The 17769-nt window shown below is 71.5% G+C and carries 18 protein-coding genes; 7 read left to right on the top strand and 11 right to left on the bottom strand.

Going from position 1 to position 17769, the window contains the following annotated elements; translation table 11 throughout:
• Nucleotides 1-27: 27 nt before the first annotated feature.
• Both ACTOQ2_RS10660 and ACTOQ2_RS10655 read right to left on the bottom strand, forming a co-directional pair.
• Nucleotides 28-651 (bottom strand): GNAT family N-acetyltransferase, encoded by a 624-nt coding sequence (locus ACTOQ2_RS10660; protein WP_440099485.1) that lies wholly within the window; start codon nt 649-651, stop codon nt 28-30.
• Nucleotides 652-965: 314 nt separating this feature from the next.
• Nucleotides 966-1712: a GntR family transcriptional regulator gene (locus ACTOQ2_RS10655; RefSeq protein ID WP_362834392.1), complete on the bottom strand. Its 747-nt coding sequence runs from the start codon at nt 1710-1712 to the stop codon at nt 966-968.
• Nucleotides 1713-1848: 136 nt separating this feature from the next.
• Between ACTOQ2_RS10655 and ACTOQ2_RS10650 the strand changes: the two genes are divergently transcribed.
• From ACTOQ2_RS10650 to ACTOQ2_RS10640, 3 genes are all read left to right on the top strand, one after another.
• Complete coding sequence (locus tag ACTOQ2_RS10650) at nt 1849-2199, top strand: hypothetical protein (RefSeq protein ID WP_440099484.1); 351 nt, start codon at nt 1849-1851, stop codon at nt 2197-2199.
• Between the two features lie 231 nt (nt 2200-2430).
• Complete coding sequence (locus ACTOQ2_RS10645) at nt 2431-3057, top strand: hypothetical protein (RefSeq protein ID WP_440099483.1); 627 nt, start codon at nt 2431-2433, stop codon at nt 3055-3057.
• Nucleotides 2964-3332, top strand: coding sequence for an FAD-dependent monooxygenase (locus ACTOQ2_RS10640; protein WP_440099482.1), 369 nt, complete (start codon nt 2964-2966; stop codon nt 3330-3332). Before ACTOQ2_RS10645 ends, ACTOQ2_RS10640 begins: the two co-directional genes overlap by 94 nt.
• 88 nt (nt 3333-3420) lie before the next feature.
• Here ACTOQ2_RS10640 and ACTOQ2_RS10635 read toward each other — a convergent pair whose 3' ends face one another.
• The 3 genes from ACTOQ2_RS10635 to ACTOQ2_RS10625 all read right to left on the bottom strand — a co-directional run bounded on the left by ACTOQ2_RS10635 (nt 3421) and on the right by ACTOQ2_RS10625 (nt 6154).
• Nucleotides 3421-4212 carry an MBL fold metallo-hydrolase gene (locus ACTOQ2_RS10635; RefSeq protein WP_440099481.1) on the bottom strand — a complete coding sequence of 264 codons (792 nt, stop codon included), beginning with the start codon at nt 4210-4212 and terminating at the stop codon, nt 3421-3423.
• 354 nt (nt 4213-4566) lie between these two features.
• Complete coding sequence (locus ACTOQ2_RS10630) at nt 4567-5376, bottom strand: alpha/beta fold hydrolase (RefSeq protein ID WP_440099480.1); 810 nt, start codon at nt 5374-5376, stop codon at nt 4567-4569.
• Nucleotides 5377-5407: 31 nt separating this feature from the next.
• On the bottom strand, nt 5408-6154 hold the full coding sequence (locus tag ACTOQ2_RS10625; RefSeq protein WP_440099479.1) for an alpha/beta hydrolase: 747 nt from the start codon (nt 6152-6154) through the stop codon (nt 5408-5410).
• 125 nt (nt 6155-6279) lie between these two features.
• Between ACTOQ2_RS10625 and ACTOQ2_RS10620 the strand changes: the two genes are divergently transcribed.
• Both ACTOQ2_RS10620 and ACTOQ2_RS10615 read left to right on the top strand, forming a co-directional pair.
• A complete protein-coding gene (locus ACTOQ2_RS10620) occupies nt 6280-6930 on the top strand; it encodes a GntR family transcriptional regulator (protein WP_440099478.1) in 651 nt (216 codons plus the stop codon).
• A gap of 2 nt (nt 6931-6932) precedes the next feature.
• Complete coding sequence (locus ACTOQ2_RS10615; RefSeq protein ID WP_440071099.1) at nt 6933-7970, top strand: 1-aminocyclopropane-1-carboxylate deaminase; 1038 nt, start codon at nt 6933-6935, stop codon at nt 7968-7970.
• Nucleotides 7971-8053: 83 nt separating this feature from the next.
• Here the strand turns inward: ACTOQ2_RS10615 and ACTOQ2_RS10610 are convergent, their stop codons facing one another.
• Entirely contained in the window at nt 8054-8797 is a 744-nt protein-coding gene (locus tag ACTOQ2_RS10610; protein ID WP_440099477.1) for an SDR family oxidoreductase, read from the bottom strand.
• A 311-nt stretch (nt 8798-9108) separates the two neighbouring features.
• On the opposite strand from ACTOQ2_RS10610, the gene ACTOQ2_RS10605 reads away from it, so the two are divergent.
• Nucleotides 9109-10407 (top strand): DUF2252 domain-containing protein, encoded by a 1299-nt coding sequence (locus ACTOQ2_RS10605; protein ID WP_440099476.1) that lies wholly within the window; start codon nt 9109-9111, stop codon nt 10405-10407.
• Nucleotides 10408-10489: 82 nt separating this feature from the next.
• Here the strand turns inward: ACTOQ2_RS10605 and ACTOQ2_RS10600 are convergent, their stop codons facing one another.
• The 5 genes from ACTOQ2_RS10600 to ACTOQ2_RS10580 form a co-directional block, all read right to left on the bottom strand.
• Nucleotides 10490-11485, bottom strand: coding sequence for an ABC transporter ATP-binding protein (locus tag ACTOQ2_RS10600; RefSeq protein ID WP_440099475.1), 996 nt, complete (start codon nt 11483-11485; stop codon nt 10490-10492).
• Complete coding sequence (locus ACTOQ2_RS10595; RefSeq protein WP_440099474.1) at nt 11482-12507, bottom strand: ABC transporter ATP-binding protein; 1026 nt, start codon at nt 12505-12507, stop codon at nt 11482-11484. Before ACTOQ2_RS10595 ends, ACTOQ2_RS10600 begins: the two co-directional genes overlap by 4 nt.
• A gap of 99 nt (nt 12508-12606) precedes the next feature.
• Nucleotides 12607-13479: an ABC transporter permease gene (locus tag ACTOQ2_RS10590; protein WP_440099676.1), complete on the bottom strand. Its 873-nt coding sequence runs from the start codon at nt 13477-13479 to the stop codon at nt 12607-12609.
• Between the two features lie 140 nt (nt 13480-13619).
• The gene (locus ACTOQ2_RS10585; RefSeq protein ID WP_440099473.1) at nt 13620-14663 is read right to left on the bottom strand and encodes an ABC transporter permease; all 1044 of its coding nucleotides are present in this window, start codon (nt 14661-14663) and stop codon (nt 13620-13622) included.
• A gap of 6 nt (nt 14664-14669) precedes the next feature.
• Nucleotides 14670-16583: an ABC transporter substrate-binding protein gene (locus tag ACTOQ2_RS10580; protein WP_440099472.1), complete on the bottom strand. Its 1914-nt coding sequence runs from the start codon at nt 16581-16583 to the stop codon at nt 14670-14672.
• A gap of 238 nt (nt 16584-16821) precedes the next feature.
• On the opposite strand from ACTOQ2_RS10580, the gene ACTOQ2_RS10575 reads away from it, so the two are divergent.
• Nucleotides 16822-17583: an SDR family oxidoreductase gene (locus ACTOQ2_RS10575; protein WP_362677700.1), complete on the top strand. Its 762-nt coding sequence runs from the start codon at nt 16822-16824 to the stop codon at nt 17581-17583.
• The last annotated feature ends 186 nt before the right edge of the window (nt 17584-17769 follow it).

Genomic DNA, 17769 nt, shown 5'->3' with positions numbered 1-17769 from the left:
ATGGCTTTGTCCTGGGATCGCCGTGGTTCAGACATGCTCGGGGACGGACGACCCACGCCGGTCCGAGATGGGCAGCGCGAGGCCGGACGCGCGAGCGCGCAGGCCTCCCGGCCGCTGGAACAGGGCACCGGAGGCACGATGCGGCAGGTCGACCGTGCGGAGATGCGTGAAACGCTGCCTCCGATAGTAGCCCTGCAACCCCGGGTTGTCCTTGGAGCAGTCAAGCCGAAGCCATCTTTTCCCCAGGGTGAGGACCCGCAGGCCCGCCCAGTCCAGGAGCGCCTCCCCCAGCCCCGTGCCCGCGTGGTCGCGCGCCACGGCCAGCTTGTGAACGTAGAGCGCCGAACCGGGGTCGTCCCCCCGGGTCCAGAACTCGGGGTCGGCGTGGCCGTCCAGGGCGACGGTGGCGACGGGCCCGGCCGACCGGCCCGGCCCGTCCTCCCTGTCCAGCAGGTACAGGACACCCTCGCCGATCAGGGGGGTGATGCGCCCGGCGGGGAACCCGTCGGCGGGCCACTGCCGCACGCCGCGGCGGTTCAGCCACCCGGCGGTCTCGGCGAGGAGCGCGAGCACCCCGTCGAGGTCACCCTCGGTGGCCCTGCGCAGCGTGAACGGGCGCGTGGCGGTGGGACTGGCGGTGTTCGAGTGCATGGTTCATCCCTTCGTTGCTTTCGGTACACGAGATGACACGGAGCGTGTCCATGTGATGGCGCACGGCGTCCATGCCGGGCTAGGCGGATGCCTAGGGGCCTGAGGCGAGCGGTGAGACCGCGATCGGGAGAGGCGGCGGGGCGGGGCACGCCGGAACGGAAGGCGCCGGCGGGAGCAGCGGAGAGCGGCCCGCCGGGGCGAAAAGCGCGGAGAAGCGGGAAGAGGGGCGTCTAGCCACCCGGCGGACGCGGCCCGGTGCTCGCCCGCGGCGCGGGCGGAACGAGGGCCGGCCCGTCAGGGCGGTCACGGAGACGTCAACGGCTTTCCAGCTCGTACCGGATCAGGTGCTTGTCGGCGGGCAGGACCGACACCGCCACGCGTACGGGGGTGTCGTCCTCGTCGTAGCCGACCCGGATGTAGACGACGACCGGCGTGCCGAGTTGGAGCTGGAGCCGCTCGGTCTCCGCGCTGTTGGGCATCCGCGCCCAGATGTCGTCGACCACCCGCACCTGCCGGTGGCCGAGTTCCTCCAGGACCTTGTTGGCCCCGCGCACGATGTCGCCGGGCCGGGTGATCTCGGAGTCGGCGACCAGGGCCAGGGGGAAGTAGGAGTCGTTGGTGTTGTACGGCTGGCCGTCCACGAAGCGCAGCCGGCGGCGGACCACGGCGAGCTCGTCGTCGGAGAGCTCCAGCCTGCTGGCGATCTCCTCGGCCGGTTGCACGATCGAGACCTCGATCTCCTGGCTCGGCGCGCGTCCCTCGCGGGAGACGGCCCAGGCGAAGGCCTCCAGGGTCTCCTCGCGCCGCGGCTGCAGCTCGCGCTGGGGGTGCATGAGCAGCGGGCGGCGTTCCCTGACGACGGTTCCCCTGCGGGGGGTGCGGGTGACCAGGCCCTCGTTCACGAGCTCGCCGAGGGCCAGCCGCACGGTGTTGCGGCTGACCTGGTGGGCGAGCATGAGTTCCGCCTCGGTCGGCAGCTGATCCCCCGGTCCGAGCGCACCGGAGTAGATGATCCTCCGTAGGTCGGAGGCCACCTGTTGATACAGCGTTGACCGTGCCATTAAGTCCCCTTTGTGCCAACAAAACTAGACGATCTGGTTCTAGCGGGGAACAGCCCCTTGACCCAACCTCCCAAGACCCGCATCATCCAATCGTTGGTACAAATCCATCGAAAGGTCAGCGAGGGGGTGGAGGCCGGTGCTGTCGGTCCGCACGGATACGCCGTACCTGCCCTGGCGCGATCCCCGCGAGGCAACACGTTTACTGCGTTACGCGTTGCACCGCCAGGGATTCACGCACACCTACCAGAGCAACGGAAACGGCATGTCCGTGCTCTCGGTGCTGACCGACCTGACTGTCTGGTGCAAGAACGGGCTGTTCGTCTGGAACGAGGACGGCGTCGAGTCGTCCCACCCGGCCGACGACCCGGTGGGAGCGGCCCGCCTCATCTCACGGCACTACCGGCGGCCCGCCCCCGACGACGACCTCTCCGAGGAGGGAGCGGACCAGCCGGTCCGCGCCCTCACCACAGACTCCGAGCGCGACTAGCAGGCCGAGGACCCCATCCCTCGCCGGGGTCCTCCGCCGCCGCGCCCGGGGCGGAACGCGTCCTGGCGGGTCCCCCACGCCCGCCAGGGCGCGATTCCCATCGCGGGAACGCGTCCACGGGACGGGACCCGCCAAGGCGTGACCGCTCGCCTGCCCACCCCCGCCTCCGGCGGCGAGCGGCCCGCCGGGGACGGAAGACGTGAGACCGCACGAGGGAAGACAATTGCCCTCATGCGGTTCGGGATCCTGCGCGGCGACCTGGCGTGCATCCTGTACGAGCACACCCGCCACCACGTCGAGTACGTCTTCGACGACTCCATCACCTCACTCACCGAGGACCCCCAGGGTGTGCGGGTCGCCTTCGAGCGTGGTGGGCCGCGCCGGTTCGACCTGGTCGTCGGGGCCGACGGGCTGCACTCCAACGTCCGGGCGCTCGCGTTCGGGCCGGAGTCGCGGTTCGTGAAGGAGATGGGCCTGTACTGCGCGATCTTCACCACCGCCAACCACCTCGGGCTCGACCACACCGGGCAGCTCTACAACACCCCCGGCAAGCTCGTCGGCATGTACAGCGCCCGGGGGAACACCGAGGCGAAGGCGGCGTTCTACTTCGGCTCCCCGCCGCTGAGCTACGACCGCCGCGACACCGGGCAGCAGAAGAAGCTCCTCGCCGAGGCGTTCGCCGGCGTCGGCTGGGAGGCCCCCGGCTGCTGGACGCGATGTGGGACGCCCAGGACTTCTACTTCGACTCGATCAGCCAGGTCCACATGGACAGCTGGTCGGCCGGCCGGGTCACGCTGCTCGGGGACGCCGCCTGCTGCGCCTCGCCGCTGTCGGGCATGGGCACCGGCCTGGCCATGATCGGTGCCTACGTCCTCGCCGGGGAACTGGCCGCCGCGGGTGGCGACCACCGCGCGGGCCTCGCCGGCTACGAGGAGGCCATGCGCGCGTACGCGGCGGGATGCCAGAAGTCGGGCGACGGGGTGGGCAGGTGGATGGTTCCCGAGAGCCGGTTCATGGCCTGGTTCGTCAACCAGAACCGCAGGCTCCTGCCCTACGTGCCGTGGAAGGGACTGATCGCCAGGAGCATCCGGCGGACGGCGAACGCCATCACCCTGAAGGACTACGAGCGTTGACCCGGCCGAACCTCGCGCCACCGGCGAACGCCCTCGTTCGCGGGGAACCTTGAACGAGACGCGCGCCCGGGGGCGCGGAACGGGCCGGTCAGTCCCGGTCGCCGAGGTCCAGGCGGTCGGCCAGGCCGGCGGCGGTGAAGGCGGCGACCAGCTCGTCGCGGCCCTCGGTGAAGTGGGCCCAGCTGTCGTAGTGGACGGGGACCACCCGGCGGGCGCCGAGGATCCTGGCGGCCTCGGCGGCCTGCGCGCTGTCCAGGACGATCGTTTCGCCGTCGAAGAGGACGGGGAAGCGGGGAGCTCCGGCGAAGAGGACGGCGGTGTCCACGGGGCCGAAGCGTGCGGCGATCTCCTCGACCAGGCCGAGGGAGGCGTTGTCGCCGCTGACGTAGACGGTGGGCGTTCCCTCGCCGGTCAGGACGAAGCCGACCACCTGGCCGAGGATCGCCTCGACCTCCTCGCGCGGTCCGGGGCCGTGGAGAGCGGGAACGCCGGTGACGGTGACGGTGCCGCCGCCGGGGCGGTCCAGCTCGACCGACTCCCAGTCGGCCAGGCCCCTGGCTCCGTTCCCCAGGCGCCGCCCGCCGTCGGGGGTGGTGAGGGTGAGGGGGACGTCGGCGAGCAGGGTCCGGCCGGAGATGTCGAGGTTGTCGGGGTGCTCGTCGTGGGAGAGCAGGACCACGTCGATACGGCCCAGCTCGGCGGGGGTGGCGGTGGAGGGGGCGGTCTTGACCAGGAGCGGGCCACCCGGCGTCTGGTAGTCGCCGGGGGCGTCGAAGGTCGGGTCGACGAGGAAGCGCAGGCCGCCGTACTCGAAGAGGGCGGTCGGCCCTCCGAAGACGCGAACGGAGAACCGCTCGCCGGCGGGGCTGGTGGCAGACATGTGGAAATCCCTTGCGGATAGAGGGTGGTGCGGCGTGCCCGGGCTCCAAAAAGCTCCGCGAAGGCCGTCCGACCGGGCCCGCCCGTAACCAGATCCACTCTGCCAGGTCGCCCTCCACGGAAGCCGAAGGGCACGGCCGGAGTCGGTCAAAAGCATGGGCCGGGAGGACCCGCCGGCGAAGCGGACAGGGTCGGATCCGCCGCGAGCTCCCCGAGAGGTGCCGCAGCGGATCCATGACCGCTTCCCACGCGTTCAGGCCCGTCAGACCCCCCGACCGCGTCGATCCCGGCCGCGACCGTGCCATCGGTCACGCGGATCGCCCTACCGGCGCGAACCGCTCAGAACCGTGCGGCGTCAGGTGGTGGCGCGGGCGGCCCTGTGGATGAGGTTGGCCACCGCGCCGGGTTCGGAGACGGTGACGGCGTGGGAGGCGTCGATCTCGACGGTCGTGGACTTCGCCCTCTTGGACATGAAGCGCATGGCTTCGGCGGGGATGGCGAGGTCCTGCTTGGTGATCATGCTCCAGGACTTGATGGTCTTCCACGCGGTCTCGGTGGCCCTGTCCTCAAGGGCGCCGGCGGCGATGGGGCGCTGGGTGACGGCCATCAGGTCGGTGGTCCGGCGCGGCACGTCGGCGGCGAACACCGCGCGGAACTTGTCCTGCCGGATGTACAGGTCGTCCGCCGTGCCACCGTCCGCGGTGGGGAACGGGACGGTTTTGAGGGCGGGGCCGAGCTCGCCGCCGGGGAACCTGGCCGCCAGCTCGGCGGTGCTCTCGCCGACCTCGGGCTGGAAGCTGGCGATGTAGACGAGGGCCTTCACGTCGCGGTCACCGTCGGCGGCCTCGCTCAGCACGGTGCCTCCGTACGAATGGCCGGCGAGGACGATCGGGCCGTTCACGCTGTTCAGGACGCTGCGGAGGTACTGCGCGTCGTGGCGCAGGCCGCGGAGCGGGTTGGCCGGGGCGATGACCGGGTAGCCCTTGCGCTTGAGGTCGGCGATCACCCCGTTCCAGCTGGAGGAGTCGGCGAAGGCCCCGTGGACCAGGACGACCGTGGGCTTGATCGAACCCGCGTCGGCGGTGGCGACACCGCTGGAGAGGAGCGCGGCGACGAGCACACCGGAGGCGGCGGCTGCGCGCTTGAGGTTCGGCCTGAGATTCATGGAACTTCCCTTCCGTTCTGCGGAGGTGTGATCAGCGGGTGGTGGCGCGGGCCGCGGCGTCGATGAGCTCGGCGACGGCGTCCGGGCGGGAGACGGTGACGGCGTGGGAGGCGTCGATCTCGACGGTCGTCGACCCCGCCCTCTTGGCCATGAAGCGCATGGCTTCGGCGGGGATGGCCAGGTCCTGGGTGGTGACCATGGTCCAGGACGGGATGGTCTTCCAGGCCGCCCTGGTCGCCTTGTCCGCCAGCGCGGTCGCCTCGATGGGCCGCTGCGTGGCCGCCATCAGCTCGGCCGTCTCCGGGGCGACGTCGGCGGCGAACACCGCGCGGAACATGTCCTGCCGGATGTACAGGTCGGTCCCCGTGCCGCCCCCGGCCGCCGGGTACGGCACCGGGTTGAGGGCGGGGCCGAGCTCGCCGCCGGGGAACCTGCCCGCCAGGTCGCCGGTGCTCTCGCCGACCTCGAGGTTGAAGCTGGCGATGTAGACGAGCGCGACGACGCCGGCGGCACCGTCGGCGGCCTCGCTCATCACCGACCCGCCGTACGAGTGGCCGGCGATCACGATCGGACCGGTCAGGCTGTCGAGCACGCTGCGCAGGTACCCGGCGTCCTCCCGCAGTCCGCGCAGCGGGTTGGCGACGGCGATGACCGGGTAACCGCGCCGTTTGAGGTCGCCCACCACACCGTTCCAGCTCGCGGACTCGGCGAAGGCGCCGTGGACCAGGACGACGGTGGGGGTTCCCGCCGCGGCGGGCTCGTGGGACGGGATGCTCATCGGGATCTTCCTCTCGGTACGGGAGCGGCGGCCGCCGTCCCGGAATGAAATATGCAATATATTGCTAGCACTGTCAACAACACGGTCCGGTTGAAGTTTCCCGCTCGGTGTGTGCAATATATTGCATGCCCATCCCGCAAAACACGCCCGCCATCGACCGGCACCTCCTGCGCGACAACGTCTACCAACGCCTGCGCGACGCCATCGTCGACGGCAGCCTCGCGCCCGGCGAACAGTTACGCGACGTCGAGCTGGCGGCCTGGCTCGGGGTCAGCCGCACCCCGGTCCGTGAGGCGCTGCTGCGTCTCGCGGAGGCCGGGCTGGTCGTGGCCCAGCCGGGACGCTCCACGACGGTGAGCTCGCTGAACCTGCGCGACGTCCGCGAGGCCCGCGACGTGGTGGCGGCGATGCACGAACTCGCCGTCCGCGAGGCGGTGGGCGCCCTCACCGAGGCCGACCTCGACACGATGCGCCAGGCCAACAACCGGTTCCGCGCGGCGATCGAGAAGGGCGACGTCGAGGCGGCCCTGCGCGCCGACGACGAGCTGCACGGCATCCCCGTGCGAGTGGCCTCCAACCGGGCCCTCACCTCGGTCCTCGACCAGTTCACGCCGGTACTGCGCCGCGCCGAGCGGCTGCGCTTCTCGTCGCTGGGCGGGCGCGCGTCCCTCGCCCGGCACGACAACCTGATCCGGCTCTGTGCAGCCGGAGACGCGGACCAGGCGGCGGCGGTCGCCTTCGACACCTGGCGCACGCTGCCGGCCACCGAGGAGTGAGCATGACCCTGTCCGACTTCCCCCGCCACCCGCTGACCTTCGGGCCGAGCCCCGTCCACCCGCTGCCGCGACTCACCCGGCACCTCGACGGAGCCTCGATCTGGGCGAAGCGCGAGGACTGCAACTCAGGGCTCGCGTACGGCGGCAACAAGACCCGCAAGCTCGAGTACATCGTCCCGGACGCGCTCGCGCAGGGCGCGGACACACTGGTGTCGATCGGCGGGTACCAGTCCAACCACACCCGCCAGGTCGCCGCCGTCGCCGCGTCGCTGGGGTTGAAGGCGGTGCTGGTGCAGGAGAACTGGGTCGACTGGCCGGACTGCGTCAACGACCGGGTCGGCAACATCATGCTGAGCCGGATCATGGGCGCCGAGGTCAGGCTCGACCCGGCCGGTTTCGGCATCGGCTTCAAGGACTCGTGGAACCGGGCGATCGAGGACGTGAGGGAGCGCGGCGGCACGCCGTACCCCATCCCGGCGGGCGCCTCCGACCACCGGCTCGGCGGGCTCGGGTTCGCGAACTGGGCGTACGAGGTGGCGCGGCAGGAACGCGAGCTGGGCGTCTTCTTCGACACCGTCGTGGTCTGCGCGGTCACCGGCTCGACCCAGGCCGGCATGATCGCCGGCTTCGCCGCACTCGAGGAGGCCGGCGGCCGGCCGCGCCGGGTGATCGGGATCGACGCCAGCGCGAAGCTCGAGGAGACCCGCGACCAGGTCGCCCGGATAGCGAGGGCCACGGCCGAGCTCATCGGCGTCGGCCGGCCCCTGCGGGACGACGAGATCACGATCCTGGACGGGTGGGCCGGCGACCTGTACGGGATCCCGGTGCGGTCGACCCTGGACGCGATCCGGCTCACCGGCGAGCTCGAGGGAATGATCATCGACCCGGTCTACGAGGGCAAGTCGATGGCCGCTCTGATCGACCTCGTCACCGGCGGGGAGATCCCCCGCGACGCCACCGTCCTGTACGCGCACCTGGGCGGCCAGCCGGCGCTGAACGCCTACAGCGGCCTGTTCACCGGCACCCGGCGGCTGACCTGACGCCGGTCACGGCCCACGCCCGGACAGCTCGGGAACCGCCCGCGCCGTGGCCGGCCAAGACCACCGACCACCGGGGAGGCGACTCAGCTGAGACCCCCGTTGGCCTGGAGGTTCTGGCCGGTGATCCAGCGCCCGTCGGGACCTGCCAGGAAGGCCACGACGTCCGCGATGTCCGAGGGCTCGCCGAGGCGGGCGAGCGGGGTCATGGCGGCCACCTGGGCCAGCACCGCCTCAGGGTTGGTGCCGCGCAGCAGGTCGGTGTCCGTGGCGCCCGGGGAGACCGTGTTGACGGTGATGCCCCGCTCGCCGAGCTCGCGGGCCGCGACCGCGGTCAGCTGTTCGAGGGCGCCCTTGCTCGCCGCGTAGGGGGCGATGCCGGCCGCGGGGCGGACGGTGTTGAGAGTGGAGATGTTGACGATACGGCCGCCGTCGCGCATGTGCCTGGCGGCGTAGCGGATGGTCAGGAAGGCGGCCTTGGCGTTGACCGCCATGGCGCGGTCGTACAGCTTCTCGGTGGTCTCCGCGAGGGAGATCGGGGTGAAGCTCAGCGCGGCGTTGTTGACCAGGATGTCGAGGCCGCCGAGAAACTCCTCGGCGCTCTCCATCAGCCACTCCGCGGCGCCCCGCTTGCCGAGGTCGACCTGGACGGCGCGGGCGCTCCCGCCCGCCTCCTTGACCGCCTGCTCCACCTCGCCCGCGGACGCGGCGGCGTTCGCGTAGGTGAACAGGACGTTCGCCCCGTCACGGGCGAGACGCTCCACGATCGCCCGGCCGATGCCCCGCGACCCCCCGGTGACCACCGCCGTCCTGCCCTCCAGCACCGCCATGCCGACCTCCGTGCCTCTCCCGTGAGCTCTCCAGCCGTCCTTCTGACCCCGTGTCCACGGCGCCGGGCCCCGCACCCGCCGCACCCGCCGCACCCGCCGCGCTCGCGGTCCCCCCTGCCTCCCGCGGTTCCGGGTCCCACCGCCGAACCTATGATCGACCGGCGCGGTTGTCGACGCCTTTCCGCCCTCCCGCGACGCCATGCGCCCCCGCTCCGAACCGGGCCGGAACAGGACGGGCTCATTGGTACGTTCCACATCCGTGATGCCGCGGATATGGCGGAGTCCCGGTCCCGCGACCTAACCTGCCCACCATGACCACCGATGGGCGCTCGGCGCACATTCTCGACGTCCTGATCACCGAGTTCGGTGATTCCATCAAGCGTGACCCCGCGGCCTTCCGGCGCAAGTTCCGGAAGATGGCCGCCTCGCCCTTCGCCTTCTACCGGGGCAGCGCCTGCCTGTTCTACGCGGACATGACCGGCGCGTTCGCCGACGACGCCTTCCTGGACGAGCAGACGCGGCGCGTCTGGATCCACGGTGACCTGCACGCCGAGAACTTCGGCACCTACATGAACGCCTCGGGCGTCCTGGTGTTCAACGTCAACGACTTCGACGAGGCCTACGTCGGCCCGTACATCTGGGACCTGCGGCGGTTCGCGGCCAGCGTCGCGCTCATCGGGTACGCCAAGGCGCTGTCGGACGACGTCATCGGCGAGCTGGTGACCGAATTCGCCCGCTCCTATCTCTCCGAGCTGCACGGCATCTCGGAGGGCGGGGACGACGCGATCGGCTCGCTGACCCTGGACACCACGAGCGGCGTGCTCCACCGGGTGCTGCAGCTCGCCCGGCTGAACACCCGGGTGGCGCTGCTGGACCTGGAGACGACCGTCGAGAACTTCGACCGCAGGTTCGCCGTCATGGACGGCCGCCATCCGGTGGACCAGGAGACCCGCGAGGCGGTGGAGGTGGCCTTCCGCGACTACCTGACGACCCTTCCCACGGTCTCCGCCGTCGAGCACAAGATCAAGGACTTCGCGCTGCGCACCGGCATCGGGATCGGCTCGGCCGGGCTGCCCTCGTACAACATGCTCCTCGAGGGCCACACCCAGGCCCTGGAGAACGACGTCATCCTCTACATGAAACAGGCCCAGGTGCCGGCCGTGGCGCGGCACATCACCGACGAGAAGGTGCACGGTTACTTCAAACACCAGGGCCACCGCACCGCCGAGTCGCAGCGGGCCCTGCAGGCGTACGCCGACCCGTGGCTCGGCCACACCACGCTGAACGGCGTCGGCCAGCTGGTCGCCGAGGTCTCCCCCTACTCCGCCGATCTGAACTGGGGCGACGTCAACGAGCCGGACGAGCTGGCCTCGGTCGTCCGCGACCTGGGCCGGGCCGTGGCCAGGATGCACTCGGTGGCCGACGACGAGTCCAGCCACGACCTGGTCGACTTCTCCACCGAGGACGCGATCGTGGCCGTGATCGGCGGCGACACCGAGGGCTTCACCCGCACTCTCGTCGACTTCGCCCACGCCTACGGGGCACGGGCCAGGGCCGACCACGGGCTCTTCGTCGACCTGTTCAGGAACGGCCGCCTGCCCGGCCTCTGACCCCGGCCGTCCCGGCCTCCGCGAGACACCTCTCCGGAGCGGGCACGCCGTCCGCCCGCATTTCAGTGCCGCTCAGTGCCGGTCAGTGCCGCTCCGCCTCGACCTCGCCCCGGGCGGAGGCGGAGCGGGCCTCGGCGTGGTGGCAGGCGACCTGGGCGGCGGCCGATGACGGCAGGACGGGCAGCGGCCGTGACACGCACAGCCCGTCGACCCCCGTCTCGGCCGCCGCGCCCGAGGCCAGGACCTGGCAGCGCGGGTGGAAGCGGCAGCCCCGCGGGATCCGGGTCGGGTCCGGCGGCTCGCCGCCCAGCACCACGGGCGACGGCGACTCCGGCAGGACCGACAGCAGCGCCTGGGTGTACGGATGCGACGGCGCGGTGAGGATCCGCTCCACCGGCCCCGACTCGACGATCCTGCCGAGATACATCACCGCGACGCGGTCGGCGATGTTCCAGGCCAGCCCGAGGTCGTGGGTGACGACCAGCGCCGACAGGCCCAGCTCGTCGCGGAGGCGGAGCAGCAGCGCGAGGATCTCGCCGCGCACCGACGCGTCCAGCGAGGCCACCGGCTCGTCGGCGACCAGCACCCGGGGGTCGAGCGCGAGGGCCCCGGCGATGACGACGCGCTGGCGCTGGCCGCCGGACAGCTCGTGCGGGTAGCGGTTGAAGAACCGCTCGGGGGGCCGCAGCCCGGCGCGCGACAGCGCCGACGCGACCCGTTCCTCCTCCGCGGGCAGGCGGTGGATGCGCGGCCCCTCGGCCACCGCCTCGTAGACGGTGTGCCGGGGGTTGAGCGATCCCGTGGGGTCCTGGAGCACGAGCTGCACCTCGCGCCGGTGAGCCCGCAGCGCGCGCGAGGAGTAGGCCAGCGGGACCCCGCCGTACAGGACCGATCCCGCGGCGGGCCGCTCCAGGCCGAGCAGGGTACGGGCCAGCGTCGTCTTGCCGCAGCCGGACTCGCCGACCAGCGCGACGATCTCTCCCTGGCCCACGACGAGATTCACCCTGTCCACCGCGCGGGCGCGGCGCCCGCGCGAGACGAACTCCACCCGCAGGTCCCGCGCTTCGAGCAGGGTCATCGGGTCTCCTCGGGGACGCGGACGTGGACGCACGCGGCGGTGTGCGGTGCCTCGGCGCGGCCCGCCCCGCTCCGGCCCGTTTCAGTACGGTCACCGGCACGGCCCACGGGCCAGAGCTCGACCGGCTCCGACGCGCACGAGACGAGCGACACCGGGCAGCGGGGATGGAAGGAGCACCCCGTGGGCAGCCGGGCCGGATCGGGAGGGTCGCCGCCCAGCCCGCTGGGCGCCATCCTGGAGGCGGGGTCGCCGACGGTGGGGAAGGCCCCGGCCAGCGCCCTGCCGTAGGGGTGCCTGGCGTCCCGGAAGACCTCGCGCGAGGGACCGGACTCGACCACGCGGCCCGCGTACATGACCGCCAGCCGGTCGCACGTCGCGGCCAGGACCGACAGGTCGTGAGAGATCATGATCAGGCCGATCCCGTGCTCGGCGATGAGCGAGCGGATCAGCGAGAGCACCTGCGCCTGGATCATCACGTCCAGCGCGGTGGTCGGCTCGTCGGCGACGATCAGGCGCGGGGAACAGGCGAGCGCCATCGCGATCATCACGCGCTGGCGCTGCCCGCCGGACAGCTCGTGCGGGTAGCCGCGCGCCCGCCAGGCGGGCAGGCCGACCTGCTCCAGCAGCTCCGCCGTCCTGCGCCGCGCCGCCGCGCCGGTCGCCATGCCGTGCACCCGCAGCGGCTCGGCGATCTGGTCGCCGATCCTGCGCACCGGGTTCAGGGCGTGCTGGGCGCCCTGGAAGACCAGGGAGGCCGACGCCCAGCGGACCGCGCGCAGCCGCCCCCAGCTCATCGTGAGGACGTCCTCGCCGTCCAGCAGGATCTCCCCGGACACCAGCGCGTCCCTGGGCAGCAGCCGCAGCAGCGACATGGCCAGCGTCGACTTGCCCGACCCCGACTCCCCCGCCACTCCGAGGGCCTCGCCCTCCGCCAGGGCGAGCGAGACGCCCCGCACGGCGGGGACGTCCCCGGCCGCGCTCCGGTAGGTCACCGCCACGTCGCGCAGTTCGAGCAGGGTCACGAGACCTCCCGAGGCCACGGGCCGGACACGGCCGGGGTCCCCGGAGGCCGCGGGTCGAGTGCGGTCACGAGTCCTCCCCCGGGTGTGGATCGAGCACGGTCACGAGACCCCCCGAAGGCGTGGGTTGAGTACGGTCTCCAGGGCGCGCCCGCAGAGGGTGAACGCCAGGACGACCAGGATGATGCACAGGCCGGGCGGCAGCACGTACCACCAGGCGCCCGAGATGGCCGCGCCCCAGTCGTAGGAGCCGCGCAGCATGCCGCCCCACGACACCTGGCCCGAGTCGGCGCCCAGGAAGGCGAGGGTGGACTCGGTGACGATGGCGCTGGCCACCGTGAGGGTGGTGTTGGCCAGGACCAGCGGGGCGACGTTCGGCAGCACGTGCCGGGTCATGACGTGCCAGTGCCCCGCGCCCAGCGCCCTGGACCTCTCGATGTAGGGCCTGGCCTCGACCGCCAGCGTCTGGGCCCTGATCAGCCTCGCCGTGGAGGCCCAGGAGGTCACCCCGATCGCCAGGATGATCGTGGACGCGCCGCCGCCGAGGACGGCCGCGAGGACCAGGGCCAGGACCAGGGCGGGCAGTACCAGGAACCAGTCGGTGACGCGCATCAGCACGGCCGAGGCCCAGCCGCGGAAGTGCCCGGCCGCGATGCCGAAGACCGTACCGATCACCATGCTGAGCAGTGCCGACATGAACCCGATGAGCAGCGAGACCCGCGCGCCCCACAGGAGCATGAGCAGGACCGAGCGGCCGGACTCGTCGGTGCCGAGCGGGAAGTCCGCGCTCGGCGGTGCCATCTTGGCGCCCGTCGCCCTGGTCACGTCCATCCCGGACGGGTCGGTGACCAGCGGCGTGACGAGGGCCGCCAGGACGGCGGCCAGCAGGATCGCCGCGCCGTACAGCCCGGCCCTGTTCCCGGCGTACGCGCGGCAGAACCGCACGAGCGCGGCGCGGCGGCGCGTCCGGGCGATCGCGCGCGGCGTCCCTGCGCCACCGCCGGCCGCGGGCGGCGTCCCGGTGCCGTCGCCGGCCGCGCCCGGAGTTCCGGCGCCGCCGCCGGTCGCCTCCCCTTTCCCCGGGCCCTCCTGCCTCGTGCCCTCCTCCTTCGTGCTCACGCCGACCTCACCCTCGGATCCAGGACGTGGTAGACCACGTCGGCCAGCGTGTTCATGAGGATCACCGCGACGCAGATGAGCATGAAGGCCCCCTGCATGACCGCGTAGTCGGGTCCCTTGATCGCCTCGACGAACAGCAGGCCGAGGCCGGGCCAGGAGTAGACGAACTCCACCGAGACCGCGCCGCCGACCACGAAGCCGATCTGCATGAAGACCAGGGTCACCGTCGGCAGCAGCGCGTTCGGCACCGCGTGGCGGCGCCGGACGTCGTCGTCGCGCAGGCCCTTGGCGCGGGCGGTGGTCACGTAGTCCTGGCCGATCTCGTCGAGCAGCGAGGAGCGCATGACCAGCAGGTACTGCGCGTAGACGACGGCGACCAGGGTGAGGCACGGCAGCACCAGGTGGTGGGCGACGTGCAGGAGGTAGAGCGGCCCGTCCGGCGCGTCGACGTCCTGCATGCCCCGGGTGGGGAACATGCCGGGTATCGGCCCCATCCCCGCCGCGAGGACCATGAGCAGCAGCAGTCCCAGCCAGAAGGTCGGCACCGACCACAGGGTCAGCGCGGTCCCCGTGGAGAAGCGGTCGAACCGGCCGCCGTGGCGCCAGGCGGCCCTGGTGCCCTGCCACATGCCCAGGCCGACCGCGACGGCCAGCCCGGTGCCCACCAGCAGCAGCGTGGGGCCCACCCGGTCGCCGATGAGCTCGGCGACCGGCCTGCGGTACTCGTACGAGGTGCCGAGGTCCAGCCGCAGGGTTCGCAGCACGAAGTCCAGGAACTGCTCGCCCAGCGGCCGGTCCAGGCCCATCTGCCGCCTGAGCAGGGCGAGCTGCTCCGGGGTGACCGGCACGTCGCGGGTGTAGGCGATGGTGGGGTCGCCGGGGATCAGGCGGAACAGGAAGAACGTCGCGACGACCACCAGCCCGATGCCGAGCAGCGCCCCGCCGAGCTTGACCAGCGCGTAGCGCGCCACGCTCCGGCGGGCACCGTTTCGACCGTCGTCCGGCGACGCCTTCGTCAGCTCGTCCGGCAGGGTGCTCATCGGCCGCTACTCGCGGTCGTCGGCGGTGGCGCGGCGCCGCCTGGTGAAGAGGAAGATCCCGGCCCCGGCGAGCACGGCCGCACCCGCCGCGACGGCCAGGATGACGCCCCCCGTGGAGTCGTCGCCGGCCGGGGCCGCGCGCTCCACCGCCCGCAGGGAGTAGACGGGCCAGTAGCCGCTCCCGCCGTACAGGATGCCCTTGTCCTCCGGGATCGGGGTGATGGAGGCGATCCGGTCCTTGCGGTAGACCTCCAGGTTGTTGGGATAGTAGAGCGCGATGACGGGGGCCTCGGTGTAGAGCCGCTCCTGCATCCGCTTGATCAGGCCGACCCGCGCGGCCCGGTCGAGTTCGGCCAGCTGCGCCTGGTAGAGCCGCTCGAACTCCTCGTCGCAGAAGAACGACTCGGTCCCGCCGCCCTCGCCGCTCGCGGTGGGCCGGCGGCTGCACAGGTGGGTGGCCAGGATCTCCTCGGGGTCCGGGTTGACCGACCAGCCGCTGATCGCGATGTCGTAGAGAGCGGTGCCGCCCGTCTCCTCGGTGAACTTGTTGGCGTCGAGCTTGCGGGTGGTGATCTGGATGCCGATGTCCTTGAGCCAGCCGGTGACGAACTGGGCGAGCTTGTCCTCGACGGGGTCCTCGGTGTGGATGCTGAAGCGCATCTCCAGCTTGCGGCCTCCGCCGGGCATGGTCCGGATCCCGTCGGCGCCCTTGGCGTATCCGGCCTCGTCGAGGATGCGGTTGGCCTCGGCCTGGTCGAAGGTGACGGCCTTGTCGCCCTCGGCCCTCCAGAAGAACTCCCGGTACATCGGCGGGATGATCGAGCCGTCGGCCGGGACGGCGAGCCCGTTCTGCACCTGCGCGACGAGGGTCTTCTTGTCGATCGCGTGATGGATCGCCCTGCGCACCCTGGCGTCCTTCAGCGCGGGGTGCCCGTCGCCGATCGGCTCGCCGCCCGCCGTCTCGGCGCCCGGGTTGAGCTGCAGGTAGCCGGCGCGGCGGCCCTGGGTGTTCCACTGCACGAGGTTGGGATCACCCGCCAGGGCCTGGAACTGCGGGGGCGCCAGCCGCCCGATCCAGTCGATGTCGCCCTTCCTCACCCCGGCGATGGCCGCCTCGGCGTTCTCGTAGAAGATGACGTGCAGCTCGTCGATCTTGGGGGCGCCGCGCCAGTACGACGGGTTGGCCTTGAGCTTCACGTAGTTGTTCTTGCTGTGCTCGACGGGAATGTAGGGGCCGCTGCCGACGGCGGGGTAGGTCTCGTTCTCGAAGGTGCCGACGTCGGGCACGCCCTCCCACACGTGCTTGGGCACGATCGGGATCGGCAGCTCCAGCATCGAGGCCTGCGGCTTCCTGGTCTTGATGATCAGGGTCCGGTCGTCGGGCGCCGTCACGGTCTCGAAGTTCTCGACGGCGGGGCCGTTCGCCGTCTTGGCCGCGTCGTCCGTCATGATCTTGTTGAAGGTCCACGCGGCGTCCCCCGCGGTGACCGGCCTGCCGTCCGACCAGGTCGCCCCGGACCGGATCGTGAAGGTCCAGGTCAGCTTGTCCGGTGACGTCTTCCACGATTCGGCGAGGTCGGGGCTGGGCTTCAGGGTCTTCGAGTCGGACGCCGTGAGATAGCCGTACGTCCAGCGGTGGATCGACGTCGAGATCAGCCGGACCGCCAGGAACGGGTTCATCGAGTCCATGCTCTGCGTCGCGCCCAGCCGGACGATCTTCTTCGCGGGCTGGGGCGCCCGCGCGGCCGGGACGTGCCGGACGGGAGAGGCCGGAAGCGCGAGAACCCCGGGAGGCGCGGGAGGCACGGGAGGCACGGAACGTCCCGGAGGTGACGCGTGCGCCACGGGAAGTGTCGTCGCCGACAGCGCCATCGACAGTCCCAGGCCCAGCACCGCCAGGCGCGCACCCGTTCTGAGCATGCCGTACCCCACTTCCGGATCGGTGACTCCCTGACAACGAAGGCACACCATATGAACGGCGCGTGTCAACGAGGGGTGGAAGATTGTTTCACTCTCGTTTTATTTGGCGACATTATTTTTCAAGTCTTCCCGACAAATCGCCATAAAAGGGACTGTAAATCAGAAATGGGATGCCCAGCGCGCGGAACCGACCGGTTGGTATGGACGGGGTCGCCGGGGGTGCGGCATGCTACAGAACATGACTCTGTTCTCGGTGGAAGGCAAGACCGTCGTCGTCACAGGCGGGTCCCGGGGAATCGGCCGGATGATCGCGGCCGGGTTCGTCGACGCGGGGGCCACGGTTTACATCTCCTCGCGGAAGGCGGCCGAGGTCGGCAAGACGGCCGCCGAGCTGGGGTGCACCGCGATACCCGCCGACCTGTCCACCGAGGACGGGGTGTCCGCGCTGTTCGAGGCCGTCGCGGAGCGCGAGTCCCGGCTCGACGTGCTGGTGAACAATGCCGGGGCGACCTGGGGCGCGCCGCTGGAGGAGTATCCCGAGCAGGCCTTCGACAAGCTCTGGGGGATCAACGTCAAGGGCGTGTTCTACCTGACCCAGCGGTTCCTGCCGCTGCTGCGCGCCGCCGCGAGCCCGGAGGACCCGGCCAGGGTGATCAACATCGGCTCGGTGGACGGCCTCCGGGTGCCGACGATGGAGAACTACGCCTACTCGGCGGCCAAGGCGGCCGTGCACATGCTCACCCGACACCTGTCCCAGCGGCTCGCCAGGGAGTCGATCACGGTCAACGCGATCGCCCCGGGGCCGTTCGAGTCGAAGATGATGGCCTTCGCGCTCGACGACCCGGAAATGCGCGCGGCGGTCGCCTCCCACGTCCCGATGGGCAGGATCGGCAGCCCCGAGGACATGGCGGGCACCGCGATCTTCCTGTCCTCGCGCGCCGGCGCCTACCTCACCGGGGCCGTGATCCCGGTCGACGGCGGCATCTCCGGCCACGCGTAGGCTCCCCGGCGGCGGGGAGGTCTCCACCGGCGGGAGGAGGCTCCGGCGGCCCGGAAGACGCTCCGGCAGAAGAGGACTTTTCCCCTATAAGCCTCTCAACATTACTTTCAACCACAAAAGCCCCAAAAGCTCCACCCGTAACACAAGTGTAAAATTTCCCCCCTTGCCGTCATTTCTTTCAGATGA

Origin of the sequence: Streptosporangium sp. H16 (genome assembly GCF_051918855.1) — a bacterium.
Taxonomy (GTDB): Bacteria; Actinomycetota; Actinomycetes; order Streptosporangiales; family Streptosporangiaceae; genus Streptosporangium.
The sequence above is the reverse complement of the archived record's forward strand: the minus strand, read 5'-3'. Positions and strand labels throughout refer to the sequence as shown.

Bases quoted from the DNA above. Each gene is read 5' to 3' on its own strand.
- ACTOQ2_RS10605 (WP_440099476.1), top strand. From the start codon at position 9,109: ATGACCACCGATGGGCGCTCGGCGCACATTCTCGACGTCCTGATCACC.
- ACTOQ2_RS10620 (WP_440099478.1), top strand. From the start codon at position 6,280: ATGCCCATCCCGCAAAACACGCCCGCCATCGACCGGCACCTCCTGCGC.
- ACTOQ2_RS10585 (WP_440099473.1), bottom strand. From the start codon at position 14,663: ATGAGCACCCTGCCGGACGAGCTGACGAAGGCGTCGCCGGACGACGGT.
- ACTOQ2_RS10635 (WP_440099481.1), bottom strand. From the start codon at position 4,212: ATGTCTGCCACCAGCCCCGCCGGCGAGCGGTTCTCCGTTCGCGTCTTC.
- ACTOQ2_RS10640 (WP_440099482.1), top strand. From the start codon at position 2,964: ATGGACAGCTGGTCGGCCGGCCGGGTCACGCTGCTCGGGGACGCCGCC.
- ACTOQ2_RS10580 (WP_440099472.1), bottom strand. From the start codon at position 16,583: ATGCTCAGAACGGGTGCGCGCCTGGCGGTGCTGGGCCTGGGACTGTCG.
- ACTOQ2_RS10575 (WP_362677700.1), top strand. From the start codon at position 16,822: ATGACTCTGTTCTCGGTGGAAGGCAAGACCGTCGTCGTCACAGGCGGG.
- ACTOQ2_RS10610 (WP_440099477.1), bottom strand. From the start codon at position 8,797: ATGGCGGTGCTGGAGGGCAGGACGGCGGTGGTCACCGGGGGGTCGCGG.
- ACTOQ2_RS10645 (WP_440099483.1), top strand. From the start codon at position 2,431: ATGCGGTTCGGGATCCTGCGCGGCGACCTGGCGTGCATCCTGTACGAG.
- ACTOQ2_RS10630 (WP_440099480.1), bottom strand. From the start codon at position 5,376: ATGAATCTCAGGCCGAACCTCAAGCGCGCAGCCGCCGCCTCCGGTGTG.
- ACTOQ2_RS10655 (WP_362834392.1), bottom strand. From the start codon at position 1,712: ATGGCACGGTCAACGCTGTATCAACAGGTGGCCTCCGACCTACGGAGG.
- ACTOQ2_RS10615 (WP_440071099.1), top strand. From the start codon at position 6,933: ATGACCCTGTCCGACTTCCCCCGCCACCCGCTGACCTTCGGGCCGAGC.
- ACTOQ2_RS10660 (WP_440099485.1), bottom strand. From the start codon at position 651: ATGCACTCGAACACCGCCAGTCCCACCGCCACGCGCCCGTTCACGCTG.
- ACTOQ2_RS10625 (WP_440099479.1), bottom strand. From the start codon at position 6,154: ATGAGCATCCCGTCCCACGAGCCCGCCGCGGCGGGAACCCCCACCGTC.
- ACTOQ2_RS10600 (WP_440099475.1), bottom strand. From the start codon at position 11,485: ATGACCCTGCTCGAAGCGCGGGACCTGCGGGTGGAGTTCGTCTCGCGC.